We start from the raw sequence: 13,084 nt of genomic DNA, 5'->3' as shown, positions 1-13,084 counted from the left end.
GACATGCCGATCGAAATTCTCATGCCCGCTCTCTCGCCGACCATGGAAGAGGGCAATCTTTCCAAGTGGTTGAAGAACGAGGGTGACAAGGTTGTCGCCGGCGACGTGATCGCCGAGATCGAAACCGACAAGGCGACGATGGAAGTTGAGGCCGTCGATGAAGGCACGCTGGCCAAGATCGTGGTTCCGGCCGGCACCGAAGGCGTCAAGGTCAACGCGGTGATCGCCGTGCTTGCGGTCGACGGCGAAGACGTCGACAAGGCCGGCGAAGGCATCGGCGAGGAGCCCCCCAAGGCTGAAGTAGCCGCGCCGGCGCCTGCTGCGGCCAAGAGTGAGGCCGCGGCACCTGTCTCGGCCGCGCCGAAAACGGAAGTCGCCGCCGATCCGGATATTCCGGCTGGCACCGAGATGGTTTCAACCACGGTGCGCGAAGCCTTGCGCGATGCCATGGCCGAAGAAATGCGCCGCGACGGTGATGTCTTCGTCATGGGCGAGGAGGTCGCCGAATACCAGGGCGCCTATAAGATCACGCAAGGCCTGCTGCAGGAATTCGGGCCACGCCGCGTCGTCGACACCCCGATCACCGAACACGGTTTTGCCGGCGTCGGCGTCGGTGCGGCAATGGCCGGCCTGAAGCCGATCGTCGAGTTCATGACCTTCAACTTCGCCATGCAGGCGATCGACCAGATCATCAACTCCGCTGCCAAGACGCTCTATATGTCGGGTGGCCAGATGGGCGCGCCGATTGTCTTCCGCGGACCGAACGGGGCCGCCGCCCGCGTCGGCGCCCAGCACTCGCAGTGCTACGCCGCCTGGTACAGCCATATCCCCGGCCTGAAAGTGGTGATGCCGTATACGGCGGCGGACGCCAAGGGCCTGCTCAAGGCGGCGATCCGCGATCCGAACCCGGTCATCTTCCTCGAAAACGAAATCCTCTACGGCCAGTCCTTCGACGTTCCGAAGCTGGACGATTTCGTGCTGCCGATCGGCAAGGCGCGCATCCACAAGCAGGGCAAGGACGTCACCATCGTGTCGTTCGGCATCGGCATGACCTACGCGATCAAGGCCGAAGCCGAACTGCGCGGGATGGGCATCGATGCCGAGATCATCGATCTTAGGTCCATCCGTCCGCTCGACCTCGACACTGTCATCGCCTCGGTGAAGAAGACCAATCGCCTGATCGTGGTGGAGGAAGGTTTCCCGCAAAGCTCGGTCGGCGACCACATCGCCAACCAGGTGTCGCAACGCGCCTTCGATTTCCTCGACGCGCCGGTCATCACCATCGCCGGCAAGGACGTGCCGATGCCCTATGCGGCGAACCTCGAAAAGCTGGCCCTGCCCAATGTCGGCGAGGTCATCGAGGCGGTCAAAGCCGTCACGTATCGCTGAGCCGGTCGGGAGGACATCATGCCAATCAACATCACCATGCCGGCGCTCTCGCCCACTATGGAAGAGGGCAATCTTTCCAAGTGGTTGGTCAAGGAAGGCGACAAGGTCTCGCCGGGTGACGTGATCGCCGAGATCGAGACCGACAAGGCGACGATGGAAGTCGAGGCCGTCGACGAGGGAACGGTTGCCAAGCTCGTCGTTCCCGCCGGCACCGAAGGCGTCAAGGTCAATGCGCTGATCGCCATTCTGGCTGGTGAAGGCGAGGATGCCGGTGCCGCGGCGAAGGGTGGCGGCGATGCCGCGCCCAAGGCTGAGGCTCCGAAAGCCGATGCGCCAAAGGCCGAAGTGCCGAAGCCGGCAACCGCTGCCGCGGCGCCTGCGCCGGCGAAAGCAGAAGCCGCGCCAGTTGCTAACGGTCACGCCGCAGGCGAGCGTACTTTCGCCTCGCCGCTGGCTCGGCGCATCGCCAAGGATGCCGGCGTCGATGTGTCCGCCGTGACCGGCACCGGCCCGCATGGCCGCGTCGTCAAGGCCGATGTCGAGGCGGCGATTGCCGGTGGCGGCGCCAAGGCGGCACCGGTCGCGAAAGCAGCACCTGCCGGCGCTCCGGCGCCTGCAGCTCCGACTGCGGCTCCCAAGGCAATGTCGGACGAGCAGGTGCTGAAACTGTTCGCCGAAGGCTCTTACGAGCTCGTCCCGCACGACAATATGCGCAAGACCATCGCGCGGCGGCTGGTCGAGGCGAAGTCCACTATCCCGCATTTCTACCTGACGCTCGACTGCGAGCTCGATGCGCTGCTGGCGCTGCGCACGCAATTGAATGCCGCCGCTCCGACGAAGAAGACCGACAAGGGCGAGGCTCCCGTCTACAAGCTCTCGGTCAACGACATGGTCATCAAGGCGATGGCGATGGCGCTGATGGCGGTGCCGGATGCCAATGCGTCGTGGACCGACAGCGCCATGGTCAAGCACAAGCATGCCGATGTCGGCGTTGCCGTGTCGATCCCCGGCGGCCTGATCACGCCGATTATCCGCCACGCCGACGAAAAGACGCTGTCCACCATCTCCAACGAGATGAAGGATCTGGCGAGCCGCGCCCGCAGCCGCAAGCTGAAGCCCGAGGAGTATCAGGGCGGCACCACGGCTGTCTCCAATCTTGGCATGTTCGGCATCAAGGACTTTGCCGCCGTCATCAACCCGCCGCATGCGACGATCCTGGCGGTGGGTGCCGGCGAGCAGCGCGCGGTGGTCAAGAATGGCGAGATCAAAGTCGCCAACGTCATGTCGGTAACGCTGTCGACCGATCACCGCGCCGTCGACGGTGCGCTCGGCGCCGAACTCCTGGTCGCCTTCAAGCGCATGATCGAAAACCCGATGGGCATGCTGGTCTAGGGAAGGAAAAGGGCGGTGCGGACATTCTTCACCAGCCTTTTTGCCCTGATCCTTTCCGGCCTGGCCGGCGGGCTGGTGGCGATGTGGCTCGCAATCGCCACCAATGCGGACTCGGAATACATCCTTGTCTTCATGCTGTCGGCGCTGGTCGCCATCGTCCTGACGGTCGTATTCTTCATCGCCCAGTTCATGTCGGATCCGCAAAGGACGGTAAATCTCACGGCGCTTGTTGCGGTGGCCTTCTTCGTGGTCATCGGGATTGGCCTGATTGCCTGGACCTTCTCGCAGCCGCCGGGAAAAGCCCAGTGGTCAGGCGATTTTCGCTTTGGCGCCGGCCTGGTTTTGCCTGGCATCGCTACCGTGCTGGTGCAGTGGTTGTTCGTGAGATGGCGCGTGCGGTGCGGGCTTAAGGCGGAGGTAAGTGCATGAAGACGATCCTCTGCTACGGCGATTCCCTGACCTGGGGCTATGACGCGGCGAGCCTCGGCCGCCACGCCCTGGAAAACCGCTGGCCGAGCGTGCTCAAGGCGGCGCTGGGCGACGACGGTATCGAAGTCATTGCCGAGGGCCTGAACGGCCGCACCACGGCCTTCGATGATCACCTGGCCGGTGCCGACCGCAATGGCGCCAGGCTTTTGCCGACGATCCTGACCAGCCATGCGCCGATCGACCTGATCGTCATCATGCTCGGCGCCAATGACATGAAGCCGTGGATCCACGGCAATCCGGTGGCGGCCAAGCAAGGCATGCAGCGCTTGATCGACATCGTGCGCGGCCATGACTATCCGTTCGACTGGGACGCGCCCCAGATCCTGCTCGTGGCGCCGCCGGCGGTCAGCCGCACGGACAATGCCGAATTCAAGGAAATGTTTGCCGGCGGCGATGAGGCCTCGAAGCGGCTGGCGCCGCAATATTCCGCGCTTGCCGACGAGGCCGGCTGCGGCTTTTTCGATGCCGGAACCGTGGCCACGACCACGCCGCTCGACGGTGTCCATCTCGATGCGGAAAACACGCGCAACATCGGCCAGGCGCTGGCGCCGCTGGTGCGCGTGATGCTGGAACTGTGACCCGCGAAGATGGACAGCGCGGCCCTGATCATAGGACTCTGGTTGGCCGTCAATTGGCGAGGTCGGCCGGGTCTGCTTCTTGCCGCAGGAATACTTCTCGGAGTCTGGATATCTCACGCACTTGCGACTTTGGTGCTCTATTTAGCCGACATGCTTTCAGCTGAGGCCTCGTTTCAATAGGAACTGCAAAAATGGCTGAGAATTACGACGTCATCATCATCGGCTCCGGCCCCGGCGGCTATGTCACGGCGGTGCGTTCCGCCCAGCTCGGCTTCAAGACGGCGATCGTCGAGCGCGAGCATCTCGGCGGCATCTGCCTCAACTGGGGCTGCATCCCGACCAAGGCGCTGCTGCGCTCGGCCGAGATCATGCACTATTCCGATCATCTCAAGGACTATGGCCTCAAGCTCGAAGGCGGCAAGGTCAGCGCCGATACAGCCGCCGTGGTCGACCGCTCGCGAAAGGTGTCGCTGCGGCTGAATGGCGGCGTCGCCTTCCTGATGAAGAAGAACAAGGTCGACGTCATCTGGGGTGAGGCCAAGCTGTCGAAGCCCGGCGAGATCGTCGTCTCCAAGACCGCCAAGAAGCCGATGGAGCCGCAGCCGCCGGTGCCGAAGGGCGTCAAAAGCGAGGGCACCTACACCGCCAAGCATATCATCCTCGCCACCGGCGCTAGGCCGCGCGCGCTGCCCGGCATCGAGCCGGACGGCAAGCTGATCTGGACGTATTTCGAGGCGATGGTGCCGAAGGAAATGCCGAAGTCGCTGCTGGTGATGGGCTCCGGCGCCATCGGCATCGAGTTCGCCTCCTTCTACCGCACCATGGGCGCGGAAGTGACCGTGGTCGAGCTGTTGCCGGCGGTGATGCCGGTCGAGGACGCCGAGGTCTCGAAATTCGCGCAGAAGCAGTTCGAGAAGCAAGGCATGAAAATCATCCTCGAAGCCAAGGTGACCAAGGTCGAGAAAGGTGCGAACTCCGTCACGGCGCATGTCGAGATGAAGGACGGCAAGGTCGAGAAGATCACCGCCGACCGCATGATCTCGGCCGTCGGCGTGCAGGGCAATATCGAGAATCTCGGGCTCGAGACGCTCGGCGTGAAGACTGACCGCGGCTGTGTCGTCGTCGACGGTTACGGCAAGACCAATGTGCCCGGGATTTACGCCATCGGCGATGTCGCCGGACCGCCGATGCTTGCCCACAAGGCCGAGCATGAAGGCGTGGTCTGCGTCGAAAAGATCGCCAACTTCCCTGGCGTGCATGCGACAGACAAGCTGAAGATCCCGGGCTGCACCTACTGCAACCCGCAGGTCGCCTCGGTCGGTCTGACCGAAGCCAAGGCCAAGGCCGAAGGCAAGGATATCCGTGTCGGCCGCTTCCAGTTCGGCGCCAACGGCAAGGCGATCGCGCTTGGCGAGGACCAGGGTTTCATCAAGACCATCTTCGACAAGAAGACTGGCCAGCTGCTCGGTGCGCATATGGTGGGCGCCGAAGTGACCGAACTGATCCAGGGTTTTGTCGTGGCGATGAACCTGGAAACGACGGAAGAAGAGCTGATGCACACCATCTTCCCGCATCCGACGCTGTCGGAGATGATGAAGGAAAGCGTGCTCGACGCCTATGGGCGCGCGCTCAACGCATGATAAATTGCTGCCGCGAGACTCAGACGCATGCGCCGGAGGAACCTTGCGGCAAGGCAGTTCGTTTCCGGATGCATTTTCACCTGACACTGGAGGAGTTGGCATATGGACGTGAATGGCGTGGGCTGGGTTGCAGCCATCATCATCGGCGGCCTGGCCGGGTGGCTGGCCGAGATGGTCATGAAGAGCAACACCGGCATCTTGATGAACATCATTATGGGCATTGTCGGCGCGGTGGTGCTCAACGCCATTCTCAGGGCTCTCAACATCGAGCCCTTCGGCGTCGGCTGGCTCGCTTATCTGATCACCGGCTTCATCGGCGCCTGCCTGCTGATCTTTGCCGGGCGGCTCATTCGCCGATAAAACGGCCCGCCGTTTTATCTCCTTGTTTTGACGCAATTCCGGACGGAAAACCGCTTCACACTTTTCCTGGAATTGCTCCGGAACTCGCTATGCGAAAAAGGCTGTGGCGGCATGCACTGCTGCAGCCTTTTTCTTTGCCCCGAAAAGTCTTAAGTGACGTTCTAACGGCGAACACCGACGGGCGGACGCCAACAAGTCAGGTTTGAGATGGTTACTGTTCTCGACACGATCGCCAATGCGCCGCGCCTGCGGCATCCCGAAAAGGCGCACAAGCCCGACCAGGATGTGCTGCGCAAGCCCGACTGGATCCGCGTCAAGGCGCCGGTGTCCAAGGGCTATGCCGAGACGCGCGAAATCGTGAAGTCGCATAAGCTGGTCACGGTGTGCGAAGAGGCCGGCTGCCCCAATATCGGCGAGTGCTGGGAAAAGAAGCACGCCACCTTCATGATCATGGGCGAGATCTGCACGCGCGCCTGTGCCTTCTGCAATGTCGCCACCGGCATTCCGACCGCGCTTGATGCTGATGAGCCGGCGCGCGTCGCGCATGCTGTCAAGCAGATGGGGTTGACCCATGTCGTCATCACCTCGGTCGACCGCGACGATCTTGCCGATGGCGGCGCGCAGCACTTCGCCGAGGTCATCCGCGCCATCCGGGCGGCAACGCCTTTGACCACGATCGAAATCCTGACGCCCGACTTCCTGCGCAAGGACGGCGCGCTGGAGATCGTCGTGGCGGCCAAGCCCGACGTCTTCAACCACAATCTCGAAACCGTGCCGTCGAACTATCTGACGGTGCGGCCGGGTGCCCGCTATTTCCACTCGATCCGGCTCTTGCAGCGGGTCAAGGAGCTCGACCCGTCGATCTTCACCAAGTCCGGCATCATGGTTGGTCTCGGCGAGGAGCGGAACGAGATCCTGCAGTTGATGGATGATTTGCGTTCGGCAAATGTCGACTTCATGACCATCGGCCAGTATCTGCAGCCGTCGAAGAAGCATCACCCGGTGATCCGCTTCGTCACGCCGGAGGAATTCAGCTCCTTCGCGACGATCGGCAAGACCAAGGGTTTCCTGCTGGTGGCGTCGAGCCCGCTGACGCGTTCCTCGCATCACGCCGGCGACGATTTCGCCAGGTTGCGGGCGGCGCGCGAGGCGCAGCTCAAAAAAGCCAGCTAATCCTGCTTTAAGTGATGCATGTCGTTTTCTCAAAACCGGGGCCACTTTTGAGCGACATGCATTAATGCCGAAATTCGAAGCCACTCGCCGCGTTGCCCACACGCCGGAGCAGATGTTTGCGCTGGTCGCCGATATCGAGACCTATCCTGAATTTCTGCCACTGTGCGAGGCGCTGACGGTGCGCTCGCGCAAGGACCGTGACGGCCGCACCATTCTCGTTGCCGATATGAGCATCGGCTACAAGGCGATCCGCGAGACCTTTACGACGCAGGTGCTGCTGAGGCCGGACGAGAACACCATCGACGTCAAATACATCGATGGGCCGTTCAAATATCTGAGCAATATCTGGCGCTTCGATCCGGCCGACGGCGGCTGCGAAGTTCATTTCTTCATCGATTACGAGTTCAAGAGCCGCATTCTCGGTGCACTGATGGGCACCATGTTCGACCGCGCCTTCCGCATGTTTTCCGAAGCGTTCGAGAAGCGCGCCGACGTCATCTACGGAACGACGCCCATCTCGTGAGTGTCGCCGAGCGCACGCAGGCCGATCTCCAGCGCATGCCTGACCGTCTCGCGGCGGATGAAGTCACGGCCATTGTCGGCAAACATATTGAGCTCTGCTGCCACCGGCCCACCCCTGAGCGCCACTCCGAACCAGACCAGGCCGACCGGTTTTTCCGGCGAACCGCCGCCCGGGCCGGCAATGCCGGTGACGGCAAGCGCCAGCCCGGCGCGCGAGCGCGCCAACGCACCCGCAGTCATCTCCAGAACCGTTTCGCGCGAGACGGCGCCGTGCGCTTGAAGCGTGGCCGCCGAGACGCCGAGCATCTCCATCTTGGCTTCGTTGGAATAGGTGATGAGGCCGCGATCGACCACGGCCGACGAGCCGGCAATGTCGGTGAGGGCGGCAATGATCATGCCGCCGGTGCAGCTTTCGGCGGTCGCCAACATGATGCCGCGCTGCTGGCAGGCCTGGAGCAGGGCGTTGGCGAGATCGCTACTGCTCATGCCGGCACGTCCCCGGGGAAGACGACGCTGGCGGTGGCGATGGCGGCAATGCCTTCCTCGCGGCCGACAAAGCCGAGTTTTTCATTGGTCGTCGCCTTGATCGAGATGCGGTCGCTGGAAATGCCCAGCATCGCCGACAAGGCCTTGGTCATGGCGTCGCGATGCGGGCCGACGCGCGGCGCTTCGCAGATCAGCGTGATGTCGGCATTGGCGATGCGGCCGCCGCGCGCGCGCACCAGTTTCGCCGCATGTTCGACAAAGATGCGCGATGCCGCTCCCTTCCATTGCGGATCGGAGGGCGGGAAATGCGTGCCGATGTCGCCGGCGCCGCAGGTGGCAAGCAGCGCGTCGGTCAGCGCGTGCAGGCCGACATCGGCATCCGAATGTCCCGACAGCTTTTTGCCGTGCGGAATGGCGACGCCGCACAGAGTGACATGGTCGCCGGGTTCGAAGGCATGCACGTCATAGCCATTGCCGGTGCGGATGTCGGGAAAACGTTCGCCGGTAAGCCGCTGATCGGCCATCGCAATATCCCTTGCCCAGGTGAGTTTGACATTGTCCGGCGACCCCTGGACGATTTTGACCGGAATATGCGCCCATTCGGCGATCGCGGCATCGTCGGTGAAATCCGTCTTGCCGAGATGATGGGCCTTTTCGTGCGCCGCGAGCAGCGGCCAGAACGGAAAGCCTTGCGGCGTTTGTGCAGCATGAAGGCCCGCCCTCGGCACCGTCTCCTTGATCATGCCGGTGGCCGATTCGCGCTTCAGCGTATCGGCGACGGGCAGCGCCGGCAGCGCACCCTGGCGCTCGCCAATGGCCGCGATGGTACGGTCGATGAGAGCCGCATCGACAAACGGCCGCACCGCATCATGCACCAGGACACGGCCGGGCGCGTGGCCCCTCAGTTCGAGCAGTCCCAGTCGAACCGAACTTTGGCGCGACTCGCCGCCGACTACGGCGATGACCCGCTCGCCATGCGCGCCGGCTGCCTTGTCGAAAAGCGCGCGGTCATCGGCATGGATGGCGACGACGATTGGGCCAATCTCAGGGTGCGCCAGGAATGTCTCCAGCGTGCGCGCAATAACGGCGCGGCCGCCGATGCGCTGATATTGCTTCGGCCCGTCGGCTTGCCCGGCGCGCGCGCCGCGGCCGGCGGCGACGATGACCACGCCGACCTTGCCGTCGTCGCCCAGAGCCCGATTTTCACTTGTGTCTGTCATTGCGATTGGTGGTAGTCGGGGTAAAAGCCGAAGGCCAGCATTTTCCCAAATGCGCCGCAATGTGACGTCATTGCGCGTTGCACAATGCCTTTCTTATGGCTAGAGAATGTGCAGCAATCCGATATGCTTGGTTTTTGTGCATGCCTGAAGTAACAAAATTGGCTTTGCCGCTCGATGTCGGCGGCGTGACGATCCGCAACCGCGTGTTCCTTGCGCCGATGTCGGGAATAACGGACGAGCCGTTCCGGCAGCGCGCCTACGCGCATGGCGCAGGCCTGGTCGTGTCGGAAATGGTGGCGAGCGGCGAGCTTGCCAAGGGTAGGGCCGGCTGCGACCTGCGCATCCGTCATTCCGGGCTGCCTGTCCACATGGTTCAGCTTGCCGGCCGCGAGGCTGTGCACATGGCCGAGGGGGCGCGCATCGCTGCCGGCGAGGGCGCCGACATCATCGACATCAATATGGGCTGCCCGGCCAAGAAGGTGACCGGAGGCTATGCCGGTTCGGCGCTGATGCGCGATCTCGACCACGCGCTGTCGTTGATCGAAGCGGTGGTCGGCGCGGTGCAGCTGCCGGTAACGGTCAAGATGCGGCTCGGCTGGGACGAGAATGCGCTGAACGCGCCCGCTCTGGCGCGCCGTGCTGAAGAGGCCGGCGTCAAAATGGTGACGGTGCACGGCCGCACGCGCTGCCAGTTCTATCAGGGCAAGGCCGATTGGGGCGCCATCGCTCGAATCAAGGACGCCGTCTCAATTCCCGTCGTCGCCAATGGCGATGTCGGCTCGCCGGAAGAGGCTGCCCAAATCCTCGAACAGTCGGGCGCCGATGCGGTGATGATCGGCCGTGCGCATTACGGCGCGCCGTGGACGGCGGGTCGCATCGCGGCGACGGCTGCGGGCGAGGCAACCTCCGGCGTGCCGGACAGCCCGAAAGCCATGGCCGACTACATTGCCGCCCATTACGAGGATATGCTGACGCTCTACGGCGTTGAAAGCGGCCTGCGCCAGGCGCGCAAGCATCTTGGCTGGTATCTTGAACGCCACGCCGCCGACGTCACTGACGACCGCCGCAAAGCCGTCCTCACCTCGTTCGAGCCTGCCCGCGTCATTGCCCTGCTGCGTGAGGTGTTTTCCGGCGAAGGCGAAGCCGCGCCGTTGCGGAGTGCCGCATGAACGCGCCTGCTGCACCGGGCACCGAGATGGCGGATGCCGCCCATATCGTGCTCAACACCATCCGCCGTCCGGTGATCATGGTCGATCCGGACGGGTTCATCACCTACGCCAATGCCGACGCGGAGGACTTCTTCCGCTCCAGCGCGACCATGCTGGCGCGCAACACGCTGTCCAAGCTCATCCCGTTCGGCAGCCCGCTGTTGCAACTGGTCGACCAGGTCCGCGAACGCCGCGCGCCGGTCAATGAATACCGTGTCGACGTGTCGTCGCCACGTCTCGGCATCGAGAAGGTCGTCGATCTCTACGTTGCCCCGGTGCCGGAATTCCCGGGCTCGATCGTGGTGATGTTCCAGGAGCGCTCGATGGCCGACAAGATCGACCGGCAGATGACGCATCGGGGTGCTGCACGTTCGGTCACCGGCCTTGCCGCCATGCTGGCGCACGAGATCAAGAATCCGCTGTCGGGCATACGCGGTGCGGCGCAGCTGCTCGAACTGTCGGCTTCCGACGAGGATCGAGCGCTGACCCGGCTTATCACCGACGAGACCGACCGCATCGTGTCGCTGGTCGACCGCATGGAGGTGTTTTCCGATGAGCGGCCGATCGACCGCTACCCCGTCAACATCCATGTCGTTCTGGACCATGTGAAGGCGATCGCCAAGAACGGTTTTGCAAAGAGAATCAGGATATTGGAGGACTATGATCCATCATTGCCTCCGGTTTTCGCCAACCGCGACCAGCTGATCCAGGTGTTTCTCAACCTGGTCAAGAACGCTGCCGAGGCCATCGGCGGCGACCCGCAAGGCGAGATCGTGCTGTCGACCGCGTTCAGGCCGGGCATCCGCGTTTCCGTCCCGGGAACGCAGGACCGTGTGTCACTGCCGCTGGAATTCTGCGTGCGCGACAATGGGTCGGGTGTTTCGGAAGACATCCTGCCGATCCTGTTCGACCCGTTCATCACCACCAAGCCGAACGGCTCGGGGCTCGGCCTGGCGCTGGTGGCGAAAATCGTCGGCGAGCATGGCGGCATCATCGAATGCGATTCGACGCCGCGCGGCACCACCTTCCGCATCCTGATGCCGGCCTGGAAAGAAGCACCGAACGACACTGCAGATGAAGGCGAAGGAGACCGCAAATGACGGTTCGCGGCAATATTCTCGTCGCCGACGACGATGCGGCCATCCGCACCGTGCTCAACCAGGCGCTGTCGCGCGTCGGCCATGAGGTGCGCGTCACCTCCAACGCCTCGACGTTATGGCGCTGGGTGGCGGCGGGCGAGGGCGATCTGGTCATCACCGACGTGGTCATGCCGGACGAAAACGCCTTCGACATGCTGCCGCGCATCAAGAAGGCGCGACCGGAACTTCCGGTCATCGTGATGAGCGCGCAGAACACCTTCATGACCGCGATTCGAGCTTCCGAAACAGGAGCTTACGAGTACCTACCGAAGCCGTTCGACCTGACCGAGCTGCTCAGCATCGTCAACCGGGCGCTGTCCGAGCCGCGGCGGCCGAAAATCGATACGCGGCCGGACGAACAGCCTGACGCCATGCCGCTGGTCGGCCGCTCGGCCGCCATGCAGGACATCTACCGCATGCTGGCGCGTATGATGCAGACCGATTTGACGGTCATGATCTCGGGCGAGTCCGGCACCGGCAAGGAACTGGTGGCGCGTGCCCTGCATGAATACGGCCGTCGCCGCGGCGGTCCGTTCGTCGCCATCAACATGGCGGCGATCCCGCGCGATTTGATCGAATCGGAACTGTTCGGTCACGAGAAGGGCGCCTTCACCGGCGCGCAGAACCGCTCGACCGGCCGTTTCGAGCAGGCCGAGGGCGGCACGCTGTTCCTCGACGAGATCGGCGACATGCCGATGGAGGCGCAGACGCGGCTGCTGCGCGTGCTGCAGCAGGGCGAATACACCACGGTCGGCGGGCGTACGCCGATCAAGACGGACGTGCGCATCGTCGCCGCCACCAACAAGGATCTGCGCACGCTGATCAACCAGGGGCTTTTCCGCGAGGATCTGTTCTATCGCCTGAACGTCGTGCCGCTGCGGCTGCCGGGCTTGCGTGAGAGGTCGGAAGACATTCCCGATCTGGTGCGGCATTTCTTCAAGATCGGCGCCAGCGAAGGCTTGCAGACCAAGCGCATTTCGACCGGCGGCATCGAATTGATGAAGCGCTATCCCTGGCCGGGCAATGTGCGCGAACTCGAAAATCTGGTGCGCCGGCTTGCCGCGCTCTATTCGCAGGACGAAATATCCGCCGAGATCATCGAAGCCGAGCTGAAGACAGGCGAAAGGCCGGTCGTTCCCGGCGGCGGCAACCTGATCCCGGACGATCTGTCCATCGGCCAGGCGGTGGAGCACTTCCTGCAGCGCTATTTTGCCTCTTTCGCCGGCGAATTGCCGCCGGCCGGCCTCTATCAGCGCATCCTGTCCGAGGTCGAATATCCGTTGGTGCTGGCTTCCATGACGGCAACGCGCGGCAACCAGATCAAGGCGGCTGAATTGCTGGGTTTGAACCGCAACACGCTGCGCAAGAAGATTCGCGAACTCGGAGTTAACGTCTACAAATCGTCGAGATCGTGAGCGCGTACCGGTCGAAGTGACGCCTGGTCATCCCTTTTCAGGGGATCGGTGGCCGAAAGTTTCCCTCGCGGCC

At 63.2% G+C, this 13,084-nt stretch carries 13 protein-coding genes; 11 read left to right on the top strand and 2 right to left on the bottom strand.

The annotated features are described in order from the left end of the window. Positions 1–3: 3 nt before the first annotated feature. The 8 genes from AC04SG_RS03930 (at position 4) to AC04SG_RS03895 (ending at position 7,544) form a co-directional block, all read left to right on the top strand. Complete coding sequence (locus AC04SG_RS03930) at positions 4–1,389, top strand: pyruvate dehydrogenase complex E1 component subunit beta (protein ID WP_488550012.1); 1,386 nt, start codon at positions 4–6, stop codon at positions 1,387–1,389. Positions 1,390–1,407: 18 nt separating this feature from the next. Continuing rightward, complete coding sequence (locus AC04SG_RS03925; RefSeq protein WP_488550011.1) at positions 1,408–2,781, top strand: pyruvate dehydrogenase complex dihydrolipoamide acetyltransferase; 1,374 nt, start codon at positions 1,408–1,410, stop codon at positions 2,779–2,781. A gap of 15 nt (positions 2,782–2,796) precedes the next feature. Further along, positions 2,797–3,210, top strand: coding sequence for a hypothetical protein (locus AC04SG_RS03920; protein WP_488550010.1), 414 nt, complete (start codon positions 2,797–2,799; stop codon positions 3,208–3,210). Beyond that, positions 3,207–3,848: an SGNH/GDSL hydrolase family protein gene (locus tag AC04SG_RS03915; RefSeq protein ID WP_488550009.1), complete on the top strand. Its 642-nt coding sequence runs from the start codon at positions 3,207–3,209 to the stop codon at positions 3,846–3,848. The genes AC04SG_RS03920 and AC04SG_RS03915 overlap by 4 nt, the downstream gene beginning before the upstream one ends. A 191-nt stretch (positions 3,849–4,039) precedes the next feature. Then, the gene (lpdA, locus tag AC04SG_RS03910) at positions 4,040–5,488 is read left to right on the top strand and encodes a dihydrolipoyl dehydrogenase (RefSeq protein ID WP_488550008.1); all 1,449 of its coding nucleotides are present in this window, start codon (positions 4,040–4,042) and stop codon (positions 5,486–5,488) included. 102 nt (positions 5,489–5,590) lie between these two features. Further along, entirely contained in the window at positions 5,591–5,848 is a 258-nt protein-coding gene (locus AC04SG_RS03905; protein ID WP_192254179.1) for a GlsB/YeaQ/YmgE family stress response membrane protein, read from the top strand. A 207-nt stretch (positions 5,849–6,055) separates the two neighbouring features. Continuing rightward, positions 6,056–7,021 carry a lipoyl synthase gene (lipA, locus tag AC04SG_RS03900; RefSeq protein WP_477238098.1) on the top strand — a complete coding sequence of 322 codons (966 nt, stop codon included), beginning with the start codon at positions 6,056–6,058 and terminating at the stop codon, positions 7,019–7,021. Between the two features lie 64 nt (positions 7,022–7,085). Further along, positions 7,086–7,544, top strand: a complete 459-nt coding sequence (locus AC04SG_RS03895) for a type II toxin-antitoxin system RatA family toxin (protein WP_488550007.1) — start codon at positions 7,086–7,088, stop codon at positions 7,542–7,544. Here the strand turns inward: AC04SG_RS03895 and AC04SG_RS03890 are convergent. Both AC04SG_RS03890 and AC04SG_RS03885 read right to left on the bottom strand, forming a co-directional pair. Continuing rightward, positions 7,520–8,029 (bottom strand): CinA family protein, encoded by a 510-nt coding sequence (locus AC04SG_RS03890; RefSeq protein ID WP_192254175.1) that lies wholly within the window; start codon positions 8,027–8,029, stop codon positions 7,520–7,522. The genes AC04SG_RS03895 and AC04SG_RS03890 overlap by 25 nt on opposite strands. After that, entirely contained in the window at positions 8,026–9,249 is a 1,224-nt protein-coding gene (locus tag AC04SG_RS03885; protein WP_203278219.1) for a bifunctional 2-C-methyl-D-erythritol 4-phosphate cytidylyltransferase/2-C-methyl-D-erythritol 2,4-cyclodiphosphate synthase, read from the bottom strand. The genes AC04SG_RS03890 and AC04SG_RS03885 overlap by 4 nt, the downstream gene beginning before the upstream one ends. 140 nt (positions 9,250–9,389) lie before the next feature. Here AC04SG_RS03885 and dusB point away from each other — a divergent pair, with 140 nt between their 5' ends. The 3 genes from dusB to ntrC are packed head-to-tail and all read left to right on the top strand — an operon-like array spanning position 9,390 to position 13,011. Then, positions 9,390–10,418 (top strand): tRNA dihydrouridine synthase DusB, encoded by a 1,029-nt coding sequence (dusB, locus tag AC04SG_RS03880; RefSeq protein ID WP_488550006.1) that lies wholly within the window; start codon positions 9,390–9,392, stop codon positions 10,416–10,418. Then, a complete protein-coding gene (locus AC04SG_RS03875; protein ID WP_112561770.1) occupies positions 10,415–11,557 on the top strand; it encodes a two-component system sensor histidine kinase NtrB in 1,143 nt (380 codons plus the stop codon). Before dusB ends, AC04SG_RS03875 begins: the two co-directional genes overlap by 4 nt. Next, positions 11,554–13,011, top strand: a complete 1,458-nt coding sequence (gene ntrC, locus AC04SG_RS03870; protein WP_112561769.1) for a nitrogen regulation protein NR(I) — start codon at positions 11,554–11,556, stop codon at positions 13,009–13,011. Before AC04SG_RS03875 ends, ntrC begins: the two co-directional genes overlap by 4 nt. The last annotated feature ends 73 nt before the right edge of the window (positions 13,012–13,084 follow it).

The sequence above is a fragment of the Mesorhizobium sp. CNPSo 4684 genome (genome assembly GCF_057784315.1).
This window is presented reverse-complemented; position numbering and strand designations above follow the sequence as displayed.